Source organism: Sphingomonas sp. 22R3R2A-7 (assembly GCF_036856055.1).
GTDB lineage: Bacteria > Pseudomonadota > Alphaproteobacteria > Sphingomonadales > Sphingomonadaceae > Sphingomonas.
This window is the reverse complement of the sequence record NZ_JASPFR010000001.1, coordinates 3,880,001-3,898,648: the sequence shown is the minus strand read 5'-3', so window position 1 is coordinate 3,898,648 and position 18,648 is coordinate 3,880,001. Positions and strand designations below refer to the sequence as shown.

Annotated in this window: 15 protein-coding genes, 1 tRNA gene, 2 rRNA genes and 1 pseudogene (1 of these 19 running past the window's edge); 10 read left to right on the top strand and 9 right to left on the bottom strand. The window is 61.9% G+C overall.

Annotated elements, in window-relative coordinates:
- Nucleotides 1–257 precede the first annotated feature (257 nt).
- Entirely contained in the window at nt 258–899 is a 642-nt protein-coding gene (locus QP165_RS18750) for an alpha/beta fold hydrolase (RefSeq protein WP_333996775.1), read from the top strand.
- Nucleotides 863–1,198, top strand: coding sequence for a hypothetical protein (locus tag QP165_RS18745; RefSeq protein WP_333996773.1), 336 nt, complete (start codon nt 863–865; stop codon nt 1,196–1,198). The genes QP165_RS18750 and QP165_RS18745 overlap by 37 nt, the downstream gene beginning before the upstream one ends.
- Before the next feature lie 88 nt (nt 1,199–1,286).
- Here the strand turns inward: QP165_RS18745 and QP165_RS18740 are convergent, their stop codons facing one another.
- The 4 genes and pseudogenes from QP165_RS18740 to QP165_RS20140 all read right to left on the bottom strand — a co-directional run bounded on the left by QP165_RS18740 (nt 1,287) and on the right by QP165_RS20140 (nt 4,605).
- Entirely contained in the window at nt 1,287–1,478 is a 192-nt protein-coding gene (locus tag QP165_RS18740) for a hypothetical protein (RefSeq protein ID WP_333996772.1), read from the bottom strand.
- A 90-nt stretch (nt 1,479–1,568) separates the two neighbouring features.
- On the bottom strand, nt 1,569–2,357 hold the full coding sequence (locus tag QP165_RS18735) for a winged helix-turn-helix domain-containing protein (protein ID WP_333996771.1): 789 nt from the start codon (nt 2,355–2,357) through the stop codon (nt 1,569–1,571).
- Nucleotides 2,358–2,620: 263 nt separating this feature from the next.
- Nucleotides 2,621–4,477, bottom strand: a pseudogene (locus QP165_RS18730) (TonB-dependent receptor); the annotation flags it as partial.
- Complete coding sequence (locus QP165_RS20140) at nt 4,363–4,605, bottom strand: TonB-dependent receptor plug domain-containing protein (protein WP_443019384.1); 243 nt, start codon at nt 4,603–4,605, stop codon at nt 4,363–4,365. The gene QP165_RS20140 and the pseudogene QP165_RS18730, both read right to left, overlap by 115 nt.
- 439 nt (nt 4,606–5,044) lie before the next feature.
- On the opposite strand from QP165_RS20140, the gene QP165_RS18725 reads away from it, so the two are divergent.
- From QP165_RS18725 to pip, 3 genes are read left to right on the top strand one after another with little or no spacing between them, the layout of a single operon-like run.
- Entirely contained in the window at nt 5,045–7,933 is a 2,889-nt protein-coding gene (locus QP165_RS18725) for a PAS domain-containing sensor histidine kinase (protein ID WP_333996770.1), read from the top strand.
- Complete coding sequence (locus QP165_RS18720) at nt 7,923–8,567, top strand: response regulator transcription factor (RefSeq protein WP_333996769.1); 645 nt, start codon at nt 7,923–7,925, stop codon at nt 8,565–8,567. Before QP165_RS18725 ends, QP165_RS18720 begins: the two co-directional genes overlap by 11 nt.
- 52 nt (nt 8,568–8,619) lie before the next feature.
- A complete protein-coding gene (gene pip, locus QP165_RS18715; protein ID WP_333996768.1) occupies nt 8,620–9,711 on the top strand; it encodes a prolyl aminopeptidase in 1,092 nt (363 codons plus the stop codon).
- 65 nt (nt 9,712–9,776) lie between these two features.
- Here the strand turns inward: pip and QP165_RS18710 are convergent, their stop codons facing one another.
- The gene (locus tag QP165_RS18710; protein WP_333996767.1) at nt 9,777–10,442 is read right to left on the bottom strand and encodes a sensor histidine kinase; all 666 of its coding nucleotides are present in this window, start codon (nt 10,440–10,442) and stop codon (nt 9,777–9,779) included.
- A 375-nt stretch (nt 10,443–10,817) separates the two neighbouring features.
- Between QP165_RS18710 and QP165_RS18705 the strand changes: the two genes are divergently transcribed.
- From QP165_RS18705 to QP165_RS18685, 5 genes are all read left to right on the top strand, one after another.
- Nucleotides 10,818–11,792 (top strand): alpha/beta fold hydrolase, encoded by a 975-nt coding sequence (locus QP165_RS18705; protein ID WP_333996766.1) that lies wholly within the window; start codon nt 10,818–10,820, stop codon nt 11,790–11,792.
- A gap of 53 nt (nt 11,793–11,845) precedes the next feature.
- Nucleotides 11,846–12,538: an alpha/beta fold hydrolase gene (locus QP165_RS18700; protein WP_333996765.1), complete on the top strand. Its 693-nt coding sequence runs from the start codon at nt 11,846–11,848 to the stop codon at nt 12,536–12,538.
- A gap of 60 nt (nt 12,539–12,598) precedes the next feature.
- Nucleotides 12,599–13,054, top strand: coding sequence for an isochorismatase family protein (locus tag QP165_RS18695; protein ID WP_333997068.1), 456 nt, complete (start codon nt 12,599–12,601; stop codon nt 13,052–13,054).
- A 122-nt stretch (nt 13,055–13,176) separates the two neighbouring features.
- Entirely contained in the window at nt 13,177–13,698 is a 522-nt protein-coding gene (locus QP165_RS20135) for a DUF1427 family protein (protein WP_443019340.1), read from the top strand.
- Between the two features lie 47 nt (nt 13,699–13,745).
- Nucleotides 13,746–14,375 (top strand): pyridoxamine 5'-phosphate oxidase family protein, encoded by a 630-nt coding sequence (locus QP165_RS18685; RefSeq protein WP_333996764.1) that lies wholly within the window; start codon nt 13,746–13,748, stop codon nt 14,373–14,375.
- Between the two features lie 357 nt (nt 14,376–14,732).
- On the opposite strand, the gene QP165_RS18680 is transcribed toward QP165_RS18685, so the two are convergent.
- From QP165_RS18680 to QP165_RS18665, 4 genes are all read right to left on the bottom strand, one after another.
- Nucleotides 14,733–15,299, bottom strand: coding sequence for an NADPH-dependent FMN reductase (locus tag QP165_RS18680; RefSeq protein WP_333996763.1), 567 nt, complete (start codon nt 15,297–15,299; stop codon nt 14,733–14,735).
- 201 nt (nt 15,300–15,500) lie between these two features.
- A tRNA-Met gene (locus QP165_RS18675) sits at nt 15,501–15,577 on the bottom strand.
- An 87-nt stretch (nt 15,578–15,664) separates the two neighbouring features.
- Nucleotides 15,665–15,779: ribosomal RNA gene (rrf, locus tag QP165_RS18670) — 5S ribosomal RNA — on the bottom strand.
- 188 nt (nt 15,780–15,967) lie between these two features.
- Nucleotides 15,968–18,648, bottom strand: a 23S ribosomal RNA gene (locus QP165_RS18665) (it continues 117 nt past the right edge of the window).

The window sequence follows — 18,648 nt, the reverse complement described above, 5'->3', positions numbered from 1 at the left end:
GCTTTTCAGTTTAGTTTTTAACAAAGACTTATTTGTTTGCATATTCACTGATAGAGCAGTTCGCCGCCGTGCAAAGCTGTCGCTTATGCGCCGATCCGTCACCTTAAATGCCACTTGCCGTCTAACTTGCACTTAGCAGGTTACCTATGATCGTATTTTCAACGTGTTAAGCTATTTACGTTTTTCTATATAGAGTTGGCTGACGAAAGCTTTGATCGGAAGCAAGCGCTGAGGCCCACCGCGCGCAATGTATTGAAGTGTTCGATATCTGCCGCGGCGGTGAGACCCACGCGCAGACGTTCACTGCGCCCCTCCACGCCTCGGAACCGGCCGGACATTCAGGTTGTGATGATGGTTCGTGCGGCAAGATCTTCTGGCGGCGCTTAGGCGATGGCGGCAAAACGCCGCTGCTGATGCTGCACGGCGGCCCGGGCGCGGCGCACGATTATCCGCTGTCGATGAAGGCGTTGACGGACGAGCGTCCGATGATCTTCTACGATCAACTGGGCTGCGGGAAGGCGGACTCGCCGACCAGCGAGCGCCGCTATACGATCCAGCGTTCGGTCGACGAAGTCGATCCGGTCCGCCGCGCGCTCGGCCTCGACCGGGTCATCCTTTACGGCCACTACTGGGGTACGATCCTGGCGATCGAATATCTCTGCCAAGGCCGCGACGCAGGCGTCGAGAAGCTGATCCTGGCCGGAGCCATGGCGAGCGCGCCGCAGTGCGTGGCAGGAATGCACCGCCCGATCGCGGGCATGCCCGGCGGCTACCGCCGCCAAACTCGACGCGCTCGGGAAAGCCGGCAAGGCTGCGACGCCGGACTATGCCGCGCTTACGCAGCGTTTTTTACGACATGTTCGTGTTGCGCACGGAACCATCGGGCGACGCGCTCGTGAGCTTTGCTGCTCTGGCCAATTCGATCGCCTATCGCGTGCTCAACGGACCCAACGCGTTCACCATCGTCGGCAAGATCAAAAACTGGGCCCGAAGCCGCGACCTCGCGGCGATCACCCAGCCCGCGCTGATCACGACCGGCGAGGATGTCGAGGTCACGCTCGACTGCCATCAGACGATCCGAGACGGGATCGGCGGCAAGGCGCGGCTGGTGGTGATGCCGGGGTGCTCGCACATGATCATGATGGAACAGCCGACCGATTATAACAGCCTGGCCCGCGACTTTCTTGCCGAATGCTGAAGCGCAGTGATGGACCTCGTCGGAAGCGACCGCCTTGCGAGAAGCCGGGCCCCACTGTGGAATAGGCGCTGCCGTATGGATCGGCACGCTATCGACTGAACAGCATCTCGAGTCCGATCATATGGATCGTCCGTGCTGCACCGGTCGCGCGGACGAAACCGCCCGGCACGAAGATCGAATAGGACGCCGAGACGACACTGTGTCCGGTCCGCCAGCCCAACACGGTCTCGGCCTCGTTGCCGACATGTTTCGGCGCTCCTTCATCGGCGACGCGCAGCACGATCCGCGGAAGCGCCGCATGACCCGTCGCCGCGCCGATGACGCCAATAGGCGATACGGGTCGTCGCTCAACGTGACTCCGCTGCCGAGATCAGGCGAACGCGGCGGCGCGGGATGCGTCCGCCTGGCCCGACAAGAGCACGAAGAGCATCCGGCATGGCCGGCCCGAACGGTTCGCCCAACCCTGCTTGATGCCCGGCTGCGCTACCAAGCTGCCCGGCTTGAGCAGTACCGTGGTCTGGTCGAACACGAGCGTTATCTCGCCATCGATGACAATCCCGTAATCGACTGCGTCGAGCAGGTCGTTGAGCCGGTAGACGGCGTCCGCCCGATGCGAGCCGTCCGGCGGCAGGTCAACCACACGAACCTGCGCCTGCGCCGCGGGGGCCCGTTCGTCTGCCATGCATTGCGGCACAGGGGACACGCATACGCGTCCCTCGCGATGATCGCGGATCGCGTCCGCGGCATCCGTCTGCCAGAAGATCTGCATCGCCTCGGACGACGGGCCGGGATCCGGCATCGGCTTGACGTGTGGCGCGCCAGATGGATCGCGCGCCTCGCGCGCCTCGACCTGGGCGATGAAGCGGTACCCCCGCCCGATGACGGTCGCGATATACTTGGCCGCGTCGGCGTTATCGTCGAGCGCGCGCCGCAGGGCCGCCATGTTGACTTTGAGATTGCCCTCCTCGACCGTGGTCGTCGGCCAAGCGCGCTTCAGCAATTCGCATTTGGTGACGAGTTCGCCGGGACGCTCGACCAGCGCCGTCAGCAGATCGAGCGCGCGTCCGCCGATCCGGACCACGGTGTCGCCCAGCAGCAGCACCTGCCGCTCGGGCATCAGCAGGAACGGCCCGAAAGCAAAGGCGCGCCTGCCGCTCATAGCCGCGGCGCCCCGCTCTCGATCGATAGCAGACCGAGGTCCGCAACGACGCGGTCGCACGACGGTGTCACGATAAAGGCGCCGGTTCTCCATCTGAACATTGCGATCGCCCTCTTACAATGATGATCAGGGTGTATCGGCTGCGATCGGGCTATTTCAATTCACCTTTGGTGCCCAATGCGTAGTCGTAAGTCGCGCGCCGCTCGACTTTCGTCGAGGTTGGGCCGAACCGGCTTTTACCCGCTGATCGCGCGTAGACGTTTTCAATTCGCGAAGCCGACCTCCAGCCCGAAGGTGCGCGGGGGTGTTATCGTCGCGCGCGGCTCGCCGAATACCGGGAAGGCATGGCCGATATAGCGTTCGTTGCCCAAGTTCTTGCCAAACAGCGCGAACGACCAGCGCCGATCGGCTGTGCGGACCGCCAGCCGCGCGTTGACGAGGTGCGTCGGCGCACGCGAAAAAGCGCGCTGTTCGCCCGGCTGATGATAGATCCGGCTTTCGTGGTCATATTCGGCGCGCGCTAAAAGTTCGCCCCTGGCCGCGAGCGGAAACCTGTTCTGCACGCCGAGGCCCAGCTTGACGTCGGGCGCGCGGTTCAAGCGCTCGCCCGAATACTCGACCTGCGACACCGGATCGATGAAGCGGCCATAGCGCGCGCGCAACCACGCACTGCTGACGGTGAGCTCGAGCCGTTTGGTCGGATGCGTGGTAAGCTCAAGTTCCAGTCCGTCGACGGTCGCGCTCGCTGCGTTGCGCACGACCAGAAATCCGATCGAGTCGGTGGTACGGACCTGCAGGTCCTTATAATCGTAGTGAAACGCGGTGGCATTGAGCCGCAGGCGGTGATTCAACCATTCGCTCTTAAACCCCGCTTCGAACGCCGCGAGCGTTTCGGGCGCGAAGACGGTCGGCGTGGGCGTGGTGATCAGGCTGACCGAGGTCGAGCCGCCGCTCTTGAAGCCCTCCGAGTAGCTCGCATAGAGCAGCAGATCCTTGCCCGGCTTATAGTCGATCGCCAGCCGTAGCGACATGTTGGACCATGTCGTTTGCTGGGTGGAGCGCGGGAACGAGGCGAAGACCGGCGGTTCGTCGATGCTGAACTGCTGCCGGAAGGCGAACCGCTTTGTCTCGCGGCTCCAGCGCAGTCCCGCCGAGACGGTCAGCGTGCCGGTCAGGCGGTAGCTCGATTGCGCGAACGCCGCGTAGGCCATCGTGCGGTTCGATGCGTTGATGTATTGCATCGTGGCGCTTGGCAGGCCGAGCTCGTTGGTGAAGTCGAGATAGATCGGGCTGTAGGTCCGGGCCGTCTCGCCGAAATAATAGAGTCCGGCGAGCCACTGCCACCGACCGGTCCCAACCGAGGTGACGCGCACTTCCTGGCTGAATTGCGCGGCATGGTCGAATTGCCCGAACTGGATGCCGAGCGTCGGGCCGGCATCGGTATCGAGCACGTTCGCCAGTGTCGCCTTTCGGTATCCGGTGATCGCATGCAGCTCGGCGCCCGGCAGAGCATACGTCGCATCGAGCGACAGCCCCCAATACCGACGGTCCTCACGCGGGATCGAATTGATGTCGATGCGGTCGGGGCTGAAGCCGGGGCCCGCGCTGTTGTACAGGACGACGGGCATGTCGTGATATCCCCCGTCAGCGTTGAGCTGTACGTCCAGCACGCCATTCGGCCGCCAGCGCAGCGCGCCGCGCACCATCAGCGTCCTTTCCGGATCGATCGGACGGCCGGTCGAGACCAGTCGGGTGTAGCCGTCGTGACCGCTCGCCGAAATCGCGAACTTGCCGGACAGCGTGCTGGTCAGCGGGCTCATCAGAAGCGCCTGCGCCCCCCACGCGCTGTAATTGCCGTAGCGCGCACTCCCCGTGAACACGACCTCGTCCCCCGGCCGGCGCGTGACGACGTTGATCGCACCACCCGTGGCATTCCGGCCGTACAAGGTGCCTTGCGGCCCCTGCAGGACTTCGACGCGCTCGGCATCCACCAAGTCGAACAAATTCATGTACGGGCGCGCAAGATAGACCCCGTCGAGGTAAATCCCGATCGGGGCGTCGGCGCCGATGCCGAGGTCGTTCTGCCCGACCCCACGGATCGATATCGGCACCGCGCCCTGCCCTCCCCGGTCCCGATCGTAAGGCCGGGGGTGAAGGTGACGATGTCGCGGAGATCGCGGACACCGCTGCGGGCGAGTTGTTCGGTGGTGTAAGCCGAGATCGCGATCGGCGTGTCCTGCAGGCGCATTTCCCTCCGCGTGGCCGTCACGACGATGTCGTCCTCCCCGCGCTCTGTGGATTGCGCCACGCCTGCGGTCGGGGTGCACGTCACGCAGGTACAGGCGGCGAGGATGGCATGCTGCACGGTCGGGAATCGTCGCATCGTACCCCCAATATCGGCAATCGTACCGCAATTTCAGAGGGACGACCAAGAACGAGGGGGACCTGGTTCGTCTTTGGTGCAATCTTCTGAAAAGGGAACGAGACCTGCTTCAAGACTTTCTCCCGATCCCAGCGAAGTACTGTGTCGTTCGATCGGGCTCAATTCGCATTTGGTCTTCAGGTCCTAGCCGATGGTCGTGTACTGATCGACTTTGGTCGTGGTGGATGCCACCTTGCAGCGGGGCTAAAGCGAACATGCGCTTTTGTTACCCAAGGGGCCGGACCTGCTTTGAGAAGGATTTCTTGTGAGCCACCGTCCGGTATCGATGACCGCAAGCACGCAGGGACCGATGGCGGATCCCGTGTCGGGGCCAGCAGCGGCAACCGAACTCCAGCGCTGCTGCGACACTCTCGAGCGTCTCACGTGCCTTACGGCAACATGGAAGGGTCTCGATCCGACGCTGATCGCTGGGAGCGTGTTGGACGCTTTGCTCGAAATGCTGGCGCTCGATTTCGTCGGCCTCCGCTTCGGTGAAAGCACGCACCTGTTCTCGCGGACCCGCGCGACCGAACATGGCGGGCACGATCCGGATGGGATCCGTGTCGAACTGGGTCCGTGGTTTGGCGAGGAGCCGGGACGCTGGCCGACGATCGTGCCGCTCGCAGGTGAGCCGCTGCGGGTCCTGGCGCTGCCGCTCGGCACGATTTCGGACACGGGGCTGCTCGTTGCCGTTGCGCGGCGCGCCGAATTTCCCAGCCAGGCCGACCGGCTCGTGCTACGGATCGCAGCGATCCAAGTCGGCTCGGCCTTTCGCGAGATCCGCGAGGTCGCCGATCGCACGCGCCCGATCGACCACCGCCCTGAGCCCCCGACCGGCGCCGCCTTGGCGGAGAGCGAGTCACGGCTGAACCTCATCATCAACTCCATCCCCGCGATGGCTTGGTCCGCCACCGTCGATGGGCTGGTGGATTTCGCCAACCAGAACTTCCTCGACTTTATCGGCGGGCCGTATGACGAGGTCGGCGGGCTGAACTTCTACCGCATCTTCCATCCCGACGACATGGCGCACCTGCTGGCCGAATGGCAGGACATCATGAGCTCGGTGCATCCGCGCGAGGTCGAGGGGCGGATCCGTCGTGCCGATGGCCATTATCGCTGGTGCGTGCTCCGCCAGAAGCCGCTGATCGACGCCGACGGCAGCGTCGTAAAATGGTATGGCGTCGTCCTCGACATCGAGGATCGCAAGGTCGCCGAACAGGGTTTGAGCGATGCCAAGGCGGCGTTGCTGGCGAGCGAGCAGAATCTCAGTCTCATCATCAATTCGCTCCCCGTCCTCGTGTGGTCGGCGCGACCTGACGGGAGTGCCGACTTCGTCAACCAGAGCTGGCTCGATTATGCCGGCCTCCCGGCCGAGAAGATCTTGGAATGGGGGTTCCTCGACCTGTACCATCCCGACGACGTGGAGGGCATGGTCGAACTCTGGAAAGACAGCCTCGAGCATTCCGACCGCACGCTGATCAAGGGCAGGATACGGGGCGCCGATGGGGCGTATCGCTGGTTCTACTTCGCTGGTCGACGGTTGACCGATGCGAACGGCGTCGTCCGCTGGTACGGCGTCAACGTCGATATCGAAGACCTGCAACGCGCCGATGAGCAGCTCCGCACCAGCGAGGCCGCGCTCAAGGCGAGCGAGCGCCAGCTCAAGCTTGTCGTCAACACCATTCCCGCGATGGCCTGGTCGGCGTTGCCCGATGGGATGCTCGATTATTGGAGTCAGAACCTGACCGATTTCGTCGGTCTTCCCTCGGACGAAATCGTCGGTCTCGGCTTCTATCAGATCTTCCATCCCGACGACCTTGAGGCGATGCGAACGGCATGGGAGGAGATCATCCGGACGAAACGCGCGCTGCCCGTCGATGCCCGGATCAGGCGCTCCGATGGCGAATATCGGTGGTTCGCCTTGCAACAGAGCCCGCTGCTCGATGCAGATGGCAGTGTCCTGCGCTGGTATGGCGTCATCGTCGATATCGAGGACCGCAAGCGAGCCGAAACCGCGCTGGAGGAGACAAAGTCGGCGCTACTCGCCAGCGAGGGTCGGCTCCAACATCTCATCAATCTGGTGCCGGGGCTGATCTGGTCCGCCGATGGCGACGGCACCGTGACCTATCTCAGCCAGCAATATCTCGAATATGTCGGACTCGACCGAGACCTCGCGCTCGCTGGCGCATGGATAACCGCGCTCCACCCTGACGACATCGAGCGGCTCGTCGGCGCGTGGACCGACGCGCTCGGGGCAGGTCAGGCGCGCGAAGCCGAGGCACGCCTGCGGCACATCGATGGCCGCTACCGCTGGTTCCTGTTTCGCGCGAGCCCGTTTTACGACTCGACCGGGCACCTTTCCCACTGGTTCGGCATCAATATCGACATCGAGGACAGGCGACGCGCCGAAGCGGAACTGCGCCGCAGCGAAAGTGACCTGGCGCACGTGACGCGCTTGCTTACGATGGATGAGCTCGCGGTATCGATCGCCCATGAAGTCAATCAACCGCTGATGGCGATCGTGACCAACGCCAGCACCTGCCTGCGCTGGCTTGACGAAACGCAGCTCGATCTTGCGCTCGCACGGCAAGCCGCTGCCCGCGTCGTGCGAGACGGACATCGCGCCGGGGACATCATCACGAGCATCAGGGCGCTCGCACGCAAATCGCCACCGCTGATGGAACGGACCGATCTCGAGCAGGTAAGCCAGGGCGTGCTCGAGCTCCTGCGTGGAGAACTCCAGCGCCGCGACATCCTCGTCAAAACCGATTTTTCGCCGGGTGCGAAGACGATCCTCGGCGATGGCACATTGCTGCAGCAGGTCATTCTCAACCTGATCATGAACAGCGCCGAGGCCATGGCGGCGATCCCGCCCGCACGCCGGCGGCTTGTCGTACGGACGCACACGCGCGACGGGATGGCGCAGGTGGACGTCGCGGACACCGGGGCCGGTCTTGACGCCGTCGATATCAATCGGCTGTTCGAGGCGTTCTTCACAACCAAGTCCGAGGGAATCGGCATGGGCCTGTCGATCTGCCGATCGATCCTCGAGGCCCATGGCGGTCATATCTGGGCATCGAACGATGCGCCGCGCGGGAGCGTGTTCAGCTTCGCCATTCCGCTGGCGGCAGGAGTGGGCCAAAATGTCGGGTAAACCAGACGCAAACGGACCGATCGTCGTCGTGATCGACGATGACGAAAGCGTGCGCGAGGCGCTCGGTGGACTGTTCCAGTCGGTCGGCCTCGTCGCGGAGTGCTTCGGGTCGGTCGACGCCTATCTCGCGGCCGACAAAGGCGACTGGGTCGGCTGCATCGTCCTGGACATCCGGCTGCCGGGGCGCAGCGGGCTCGAATTTCAGGAGACGCTGGCAAAACGCGACCGCCCGCCTTCGGTCGTGCTGATCAGCGCGCATGTCGACGTCCAAATGGCGGTGCGCGCGATGAAGGCAGGCGCGGTCGACGTTCTTGCCAAGCCGGTACGCGAACAGGATTTGCTCGAAGCGGTCAATCGCGCGATCGCACAGGACAAACACCGCCGTAGCGCCGCGGCGCGCAGCATCATGCTCCGAGCACGTTATGCGACGCTGACGGAACGCGAACGCCAGGTCATGGAGCAGGTCGCAGCCGGACTGTTGAACAAGCAGATCGCCAATCGCGTCAATATCACCGAAGCCACCGTCAAGCTTCACCGCGGTCAGGTGATGCGCAAAATGGAGGCGGATTCATTGCCCGAACTGGTGCGGATGGCCGACATGTTGCGCGACGACGCTGGGCCAAAAGGCCCGTGATTGCCACCGCTACCAAACCCGCATAGTCGCGGCATAACGCGACGAGGACACAATGATCGATTTCTCAAGCCTCCAGCAGACCAGCGCGATCACCGACGAATGGAAGTATCCCGCTGTCGATCCGATCAACAGCGGGATGCTGCGCGTCGATACCGCGCCGGATCACACGCTCTACTGGGAGGAATATGGCAACCCCGCGGGCGAGCCTGTCATCGTTCTGCATGGCGGGCCCGGCGGCGCCTGTGCTCCGATCATGGCGCGTTTCTTCGATCCCGCTCGCTACCGGATCATCCTGTTCGATCAGCGCGGCTGCGGCAAAAGCGAACCTACCGTGGCCAGTGCCGGGCCCGCTGTCGCGCTCACCCGCAACACGACCGACTATCTGGTCGCCGACATCAATGCCCTGCGGACATCACTCGACATCGCCGGCAAGATGCACGTTTTCGGAGGAAGCTGGGGCAGCACGCTCGCACTGGTCTATGCGATCCGGCATCCGACAAACATCGCATCATTGATCCTCCGCGGCATCTTTATCGGCGACCGCGACGACCTGCGCTACATGTATCAGGGCAATGCCGCGACGTTCGCTGACGCGCCGTTCGCGCTGACCGCGCCCGGCAGCTATATCGCCTACCCCGACGAATGGGCCGCGTTCGTCGAGGTCATCCCGCCCGAGCAACGCGGCGACATGATGCGGGCCTATAAGGCGATTTTCGACATGGTGCCGGCAAACGCGGCCGATCGCGCGCTGCAGTTGCGCGCCGCGCTGGCCTGGTCGGTCTGGGAAGGGACGATCTCCAATCTGATTCCCAAGGACGACGATCCGGGGAAATTCGGCGATGCCGCGTTCGCGCTGTCGTTCGCGCAGATCGAGGCGCACTTCTTCGCCCACCATCTCTTCCTCGAGCCCGACTACATTCTGGGAAATATCGACCGGATCGCCGACATTCCGACGCATATCGTGCATGGCCGCTTCGACCAGGTATGCCCGCTCACCCAGGCCTCGCGACTGATCGCTGCAATGGCCAGCTTCGGGGCGGCTCCGGTCAGCTATGTCCGAACCAATGCCGGGCACAGCGCGATGGAAGCGCAGACGGCGCTCGCGCTGACCGCGATCATGGACGGGCTCGCGCGGATCGCCTGAAGGGTCAAGGCGATCCGCCGGACATCTTCGAGCGCGCGCCTTGGTCGATCTGGCAAGACCGCGCTTCAGGGTCCCGGCGCGACAGCCAGTTCTATCGGCATACGCAATTCGACGCTGGTCCCGACTGGACACGCTCGTGCGCTGAGCTGAATGCCAGCCTCAAGCGCCAGCGCGGTGATAATCGCCGAGCCGCTCCCCGACATCGCGCGGGCCGGCGGGATGCCGATGCCATCGTCTGTCACACGACAGCGAATCTCGCCATCGCAGCGGGTCAATAGGATATCGACCATGCCGCCGGGCGACGCGAATGCATGGCGCGCAGCGTTCGTGAGAAGCTCTGATACGATCATCAGCACGATGCCGCCGCGTCGGGAATCAACCGGGACCTCGGCCGCGCAAATGCGCACGAATATGCCCTGTTCGACAAAGCGTGCCTGGGCATGATGATGGCTGAGCTCGCACAGCTTGCCGCCGAGATCCATTGTGGCGGTTCCCGGCACCTGCAGCAGTCGCTGGATCGCTGCGAGGGACAGCAACCGATCGCCGACAATGGCAAGTCTATCGCGCGCGCCGTCGAACGTCGCTGCACGCCGAGCCCCATTTATCTCCGCGCACGCAATGGCGAAATCGTTCGCGGACCGGTGGATATATTCCGCCAGAAGCAGCGCGTGCGGGTCGCTGCGGGTGGACGGCATGCCCGTCGAGTCAATGGACCTGATGGTGGGTTGCATGCGACATCCCCTAATGCTCTGGCCACACCTGCTCCGACATGGACAGTACGTGTCGATGTCAGAGTTAGCGGTGGCGCTCGATTCGATTGAGCAAGTCTAATCGATAACACCGTCGCTGCCCGTTAATCGCGGTAAAGGTATAGAAATGTTCGCTCAGTGATTACCTCCTGATATCTGCAACACAGCGAACGCGCGCAGCCGTAATAGCAGTGCCGCCCGTCTTTACCTACGACACCCAAATCATCGCGATAGGCAGAACAACCGCATTTTACCGGGCTTAACTCCGCCCGAGAGGCGGCGCGTGCTAGCCAGCAACCACAGGGGCATGGCGAGGCGGCGCCCCCGTTTTCGACAACTGCTTCAATGGAGGGACGCATGAAACGACTTTTCACGACCGTCATGGCTAGTGCGATCCTGGCCACGCCGGCTGTCGCACAGACACGCTGCGCAGCGATCACGCCGCAGCTGGCGGCGCGTGCCGTACCGGTCATCCACTACAAGTCGATGGCGGTCGACGGCGTCAAGGTCTTCTACCGCGAAGCCGGGCCCGCTGATGCGCCGGTGCTGCTGCTGCTGCACGGCTTCCCGACCTCGTCGCACATGTTCCGCAACCTCATCCCGCTGCTCGCCGATCGCTACCATGTGATCGCGCCCGACTATCCGGGCTATGGCCAGAGCGATGCGCCGGACCACGCGCAGTTCGCCTACACCTTTGCGCATCAAGCCGATATCGTCGACACGCTCGTCACCCAGCTCGGCGCCAAGCGCTACGCGATGTACGTGATGGATTACGGCGCGCCGATCGGCTTCCGTCTGGCGCTGAAGCACCCCGAGCGGGTCAGTGGGCTGATTGTCCAGAACGGCAACGCCTACACCGAGGGACTGCAGGCGCCGTTCTGGGATCCGATCAAGGTCTATTGGGGCGACCGGTCGCAGAAGAACCGCGATGCGCTGAACAGCCTGGTCACGCTGGACATCACCAAGTTCCAATATACCGACGGCATGCGCGACGTCGCCCGCATCAGCGCGGACAATTGGATCCATGACCAGGCGCTGCTCGACCGTCCGGGCAACCGCGACGTCCAGCTCGACATGCTGGGCGACTATGGCTCGAACGTCCCGCTTTACCCGCAATTCCAGGCGTTCTTCCGCAAATACCAGCCCCCGACGATCATCGTCTGGGGCAAGAACGACAAGATCTTCCCCGAGGCGGGCGCTCCGCCCTACCTGCGCGACCTGCCCGAGACCGAGATGCACATCCTCGATAGCGGCCATTTCGCGCTCGAGGACCGACTCGATGTCATGGCGCCGCTGATCCGCGACTTCCTGGATCGCAAGGTCTGCAAATAGCGATCGGCGTGCCCCGAGGCGCGCCGGCACCTCCAAATATGAAAGGATACGTCATGGCCGATCCCGTATCGATCGTGCTCGTCCACGGTGCATTCGTGGACGCTTCGGGCTGGCAAGCGGTGTACGCCCATTTGTCGGATGAGGGGCACGAAGTCCTCGTGGTGCAAAATCCGACGATCACGCTCGAAGGCGACGTGGCCGCGACCGACCAGACGATCGCCGCCGCGCTGCACCCGGTCGTCCTGGTCGGTCACAGCTATGGCGGCGCCGTGGTTACGCAGGCCGGCGACAACCCCAAGGTCAAGGCGATTGCCTACATCGCTGCCTTCGTGCCCGATGCCGGCGAGTCGGTCGCAGCGTTGAACGCGGCACCCGCAGATGCCGGGGAAGCCAAGGCCCCGGTGCTGCCGCCCGACAACGGCTATCTGATCGTCGATCCCGCCCAGTTCCCGCAAGCCTTTGCCGCCGACGTCGATCCCGCCATCACCCGCTTCATGGCGGCGGCGCAGGTGCCCTGGTGGCTCGCCGCCGCTACCGCACCCGTCACCCGGGCGGGATGGAAAGCCAAACCGAGCTTCTACCTGCTCGCCAAGGCCGACCGTATGGTTCCTCCCAGCGCCCAACGTCGCATGGCCGAACGCGCCGGCGCGACGCTGTCCGAGGTCGACAGTAGCCACGCCGCTATGCTTTCGCACCCGCGCGAGGTCGCCGCCTTCATCTCCGCCGCGGTCGAAGCGGTTGCCTGACCCCATGCCCGGCGATCCCAAGCAAAGGAGCATAATCATGAATACTCCGACCCACACGAAATCCCGCCTACGCGCAAGCGGCGGCGGCGCGATGCTGATGAACCCGCGGGTACCAATGGCCCGCTGATGCCGGAAATCCACTGCGATGCGCCGCACGCGGTCTACGTGCCGCGCAAGGGCGAGGTGAACGCCTGGGACAGCGACGCTTTCGTCGCCGAGGTAAGGTCGACCGGCCGCAAGACCCTGGTCATGGCCGGTGTCTGGACCAGCGTCTGCGTGATGTTCCCGGCGCTCGATTCCCTCGCCGCTGGCCATGACGTCTACGCGGTGCTCGATGCCTCGCGCGATCTCAGCGAGATGGCGTCGCGGATTTCACTTGCGCGCTTCGGCCAGGGCGACGTCAAGCCGACCTTGACCACGCATTGGTGTCGGAACTCCACCGCAGCTGGGCGCGCCCGGAAGCGGCCGAACCGGCGCAGCTCTACGGCCTCGTCGCGCCCAACGATGCAGCGGTGATCGAAAGCGATGTTCGGGCGCAGCAGGCCGCAAAGGCGGCCGCTTGATCCTGAAGTCGGACGTCGCGGATCGAGATCCTTTTCTTTCGATCGGGTGCCGCGGTGCTGGTCTGGAGCAGATCGATGAAACCCTATCTTCTCTCGCTCGTCATCGGTCTGCTGGTCGGCGCGATCTATGCGCTGCTCAACGCGCAGCCGCCCGCGCCCCCAGTCATAAGGTTCAGCCGCCGGGAGGCGCTGGCCTCGACTTTACTTGTCGCCCTTCCGAACCTTGCCTTTGAGAGCTCACCTATGCCCGACCTGTTCCTGGCCAACGCCAAGATTACGACGCTCGACCGCAACAAGCCGGTGGCGCAGGCCCTCGGTGTCCGTGGAGGAAGGCTTCCGGCGGTAGGCACGGAGGCTAAGGTTCGCGCGGCAGAATCCACCGATGCCGTCGTCATCGCTCGCGAACGGCGCCTGATCTCTGGCCTGATCGACAGCCATACGCGACCTGCTGCGGCTCCGACCGCCGGTAAGTATGGGTGCGCCACCGGCTGCGCGGTGCATGGCCACGAACATGCGGCGGCCGTTCAAACCGCGCCGCCCCCGCGGGATTTGCCCAGCTTTTGGGGCGCGCTAAGGTGTGCGTGCTGGGCGGTTTGACAACGACACGCTTGATGGGCTGGCGCGGCAGATATCGGAGGTGCAGGATGGCGTACGGTTTCATGGACATCGCGCTGACGCCGAGTGTGCTCGCCGCACAGGCCGAAATGGACGCCGACCATCTCTGGACCGGGTTCAAGGGGCATCGTGCGTTCGATCTCCTTACCCCGCACGAAGTGGCTTTCATCGCCGAGCGCGACAGCTTCTATATCGCATCGGTATCCGAGACCGGCTGGCCGTATGTCCAGCATCGCGGTGGTCCTCCCGGCTTCCTGAAGATCATCGACGACCAGACCTTGGCGTTCCTCGATTATCGAGGAAACCGGCAATATATCAGCACGGGCAATCTGATGGCGAACGACCGGGCGTGCCTGATCCTGATCGATTACCGAAGGCGCGCGCGTCTCAAGATCTTTGCGCATGTCGAGAAGGTCGCGCTCGATGCGGATCCCGCGTTGACCGAACGGCTGATCGACGAGGGCTATGGTGCGAAGCCCGAGCGCATCTTCCGAATGCGCCTGGACGCTTTCGACTGGAACTGTCCGCAGCACATCACGCCGCGCTTTACCGAGCGGGAAGTCGCCGTTGCCATGCAACCGCTTCGCGATCGCGTCGCTGACCTCGAGCGCGAGAACGCATCGCTGCGCCGCTCGATCGCCCCGTCGGGAGACGCATGATGGCTTTCGACGGCAGGCCGGATCGAGCAGGACGGGTTGCGACGCTATTGTATCGACGCGGCAGCGCCGACGGCGCGGTACTTCATCGCGCTAGCCACGATGATGTTATTGATAACCTTGCGAGAGGTGCATCCAGTTCGACGCGACCGAGCCATCGCATCGGCAACGCCTGCTGAAGGGCTTTGAAGCCGACGACGCCATCTGCGACGGCGAAATCGTGCTGCCTTCCCATGCAGCAGGGTCTGACAGTTCTCGCCACGCGATGGTCCAATGGGTACGAGCCGACCCGACCGACGACAGCCTGGCCCGCCACCGGGTTTGCTTGCTCGATCGATGGCGTTGGTCTCGAAACTCGACTCAGTCGCCGGGGCGGACCATTCGCGCGAGAGCTACGAGTTGCTGCGCCATGAGCGCAGCGGTGGCTTCATCCGTGACCTCACTAGTCTCGGGGTCGATCTTGCTGTGAATCCCGCCGATCATGATCTCGGGCTTGTTGAGCACATGGGCGTCGAGGAACACCATGATCTGTCTCAGATGATATTGCGCGCGTGCCCCGCCAATCATGCCAGGCGACCCGGTCTGGATGGCAACCGGCTTCTCCGCGAGCGGCTGCGGCGTCAGGCGCGACAGCCAATCGAGCGCATTCTTGAGCGCGCCCGGCACCGAATAGTTATATTCGGGCGTGACGATGATGACAGCGTCTGCTTCCTGGATCGCGGCAGCCATCGCAAGCAGCGCCGGCGGGAAGCCTTCTGCCTGAAGGTCGGCGTCATAGTGCGGCAGCCCGTCGATCGATCCCGCGGACGCGATCTTAATGCCTTCAGGAGCAAGCGAAGGAATCGCGCGCGCGATTGCGGCATGAAAGCTGTTCCTTCTAAGGCTGCCGAGCAGCGTGACGAAGCGAAGCGGTTTCTGCGCAGTCATTACGCGGTGTCCTTCTACCGATTTGGTTGGCAAGCATCAGTCTGCGAACACTGCATCGCTAGCGACCATGCAGCCAGTTAATCGGGGTAAATTTGCGATCGTTCGATCCGCCTTCGCCTAATTCTGCTGGACTCCGGACGGCTGGTGCAGAAACGCAAAAAGCCTCCGCGGAGGTTTCCGGGGAGGCGTTGCAAATCAAGATGGTTGCGGGGACAGGATTTGAACCTGTGACCTTCAGGTTATGAGCCTGACGAGCTACCGGGCTGCTCCACCCCGCGACGGTCCGCAGTGCGGACGTTGGGTGTGTAGAAGACGTTGTGAATGGGTTTTGATATTGTGTGCTTGCATGTCGCACGGGCTTCAATGCCTGGCGACGACCTACTCTTCCATCGCTTGAGCGATAGTACCATTGGCGCAGTCGGGTTTCACGGCCGAGTTCGGAATGGGATCGGGTGGGACACCGACGCTATAGCCACCAGGCAATGGAGCCGGTGCGACATGCGTGCGCGTGAATATCTGGATTTTAAAATCGATACCGTGCTTGGGAGTAGTGTGTTCGACCAATCCCTCGACGGCGAGGGGATTGGCAATCTGGCGTCGTCTTAATCATCCGCACTATCGTCTGACGTGCCGGGCGAACCCAGTGTTGTCATTGATGGTGTGAGACTCTCAAGCGCGAATAGAGCAATTAGTATCGGTTAGCTCCATGCGTTACCGCACTTCTACATCCGATCTATCAACGTCGTGGTCTCCGACGGCTCTATGAAATCTTATCTCGAGGGAGGCTTCCCGCTTAGATGCTTTCAGCGGTTATCCCGTCCATACATAGCTACCCAGCTGCGCTCTTGGCAGAACGACTGGTACACCAGAGGTATGTTCAACCCGGTCCTCTCGTACTAGGGTCAACTCCTCTCAAATTTCGACGCCCACGGCAGATAGGGACCAAACTGTCTCGCGACGTTCTGAACCCAGCTCACGTACCACTTTAATTGGCGAACAGCCAAACCCTTGGGACCTGCTCCAGCCCCAGGATGTGATGAGCCGACATCGAGGTGCCAAACAACCCCGTCGATATGAGCTCTTGGGGGTTATCAGCCTGTTATCCCCGGCGTACCTTTTATCCGTTGAGCGATGGCCCTTCCACGAGGGACCACCGGATCACTATGACCGACTTTCGTCTCTGCTCGACTTGTCAGTCTCGCAGTCAGGCGGGCTTATGCCATTGCACTCTAACAGACGGTTTCCGACCGTCCTGAGCCCACCATTGCGCGCCTCCGTTACTCTTTAGGAGGCGACCGCCCCAGTCAAACTACCCGCCACAGAGGGTCCCTGTTCCGGCTTACGGAACGAGGTTAGACATCAGAAACAAACAGGGTGGTATTTCACCTATGGCTCCACATCAGCTGGCGCCGATGCTTCAAAGCCTCCCACCTATGCTACACAGTTTCTTCCTAATGCCACTCTGAAGCTGCAGTAAAGGTGCACGGGGTCTTTCCGTCTAACCGCGGGTACTCCGCATCTTCACGGAGAATTCAATTTCGCTGAGCATGTCCTGGAGACAGTGGGGAAGTCGTTACGCCATTCGTGCAGGTCGGAACTTACCCGACAAGGAATTTCGCTACCTTAGGACCGTTATAGTTACGGCCGCCGTTTACCTGGGCTTCATTTCAGAGCTTGCACCCCTCCACTTAACCTTCAGGCACCGGGCAGGCGTCAGGCCCTATACGTCGTCTTGAAGCCGACTTAGCAGAGCCCTGTGTTTTTGCTAAACAGTCGCTACCCCCTGGCCTGTGCCCCCTCAAAGTGCTTGCGCATAGTGAGGGCCTCCTTCTTCCGAAGGTACGGAGGCAATTTGCCGAGTTCCTTCAGGACACTTCTCTCAAGCGCCTTGGTATACTCTACCTGACCACCTGTGTCGGTTTCGGGTACGGTCTATACGGTGGGGCTATTTCCTGGAACCATTTCGAAGCCTGCTCAATCCGATAAGAGCAGACAACACACATGATCCGTCACACACCACCAGGCCCACGAATATTAACGTGGTTCCCATCGACTACCCCCTTCGGGCTCGTCTTAGGGGCCGGCTCACCCTGCGCGGATTAGCCTTGCGCAGGAACCCTTGGTCTTTCGGCGAGAGGGCATCTCACCCTCTTTATCGCTACTCATGTCTGCATTCGCACTTCCGATACCTCCACGACCCATTACCAGATCGCTTCACAGGCTTACGGAACGCTCCGCTACCGCGTACCACATAAGTGGCACACCCTAAGCTTCGGCACGTATCTTGAGCCCCGTTACATCTTCGCCGCAGGACCTCTTGTTTAGACCAGTGAGCTGTTACGCTTTCTTTAAAGGATGGCTGCTTCTAAGCCAACCTCCTGGTTGTTTTGGAAGTCCCACATGCTTTCCCACTTAGATACGATTTGGGGGCCTTAGCTGTAGGTCAGGGCTGTTTCCCTTTTGACGACGGACCTTAGCACCCGCCGTCTGTCTCCCGCATATCACTCTTAGGTATTCGGAGTTTGGTTAGGTTTGGTAGATCTCGCGACCCCCTAGCCCATCCAGTGCTCTACCCCCTAAGGTGTTCGTGCGAGGCACTACCTCAATAGTTTTCGCGGAGAACCAGCTATTTCCCGGCTTGATTGGCCTTTCACCCCTAAACACAACTCATCCGGTAACTTTTCAACGTTAATCGGTTCGGACCTCCAGTGCATGTTACTGCACCTTCATCCTGGTCATGCCTAGATCGCCGGGTTTCGGGTCTAATACATCAAACTCTGGCGCCCTATTCAGACTCGCTTTCGCTGCGCCTACACCTATCGGCTTAAGCTTGCTTGATACATTAAGTCACAGACCCATTATGCAAGAGGTACGCTGTCAGGCCATAAAAGCCCTCCAACTGCTTGTAGGCAATCCGTTTCAGGTACTGTTTCACTCCCCTCATCGGGGTGCTTTTCACCTTTCCCTCACGGTACTAGTTCGCTATCGGTCATGTACGAGTATTTAGGCTTGGAGGGTGGTCCCCCCATGTTCAGACAGAATTTCACGTGTTCCGCCCTACTCGAGTCCGACAATTTCATTTTCGCATACGGGGCTGTCACCCGCTATGGCGCTACTTTCCAGAAGCTTCTGCTAATTCACTTGTCGGCACTGGCCTGGTCCGCGTTCGCTCGCCACTACTAACGGAATCTCGGTTGATGTCTTTTCCTCCAGCTACTGAGATGTTTCAGTTCGCCGGGTTCGCTTCACGAAGCCTATTTTATTCAGCTAAGTGATACCTAACCTAATTAACCCAATACTCTGCGTTACCGCAGCGATTGGATTAATCGGGATAGGTGGGTTTCCCCAT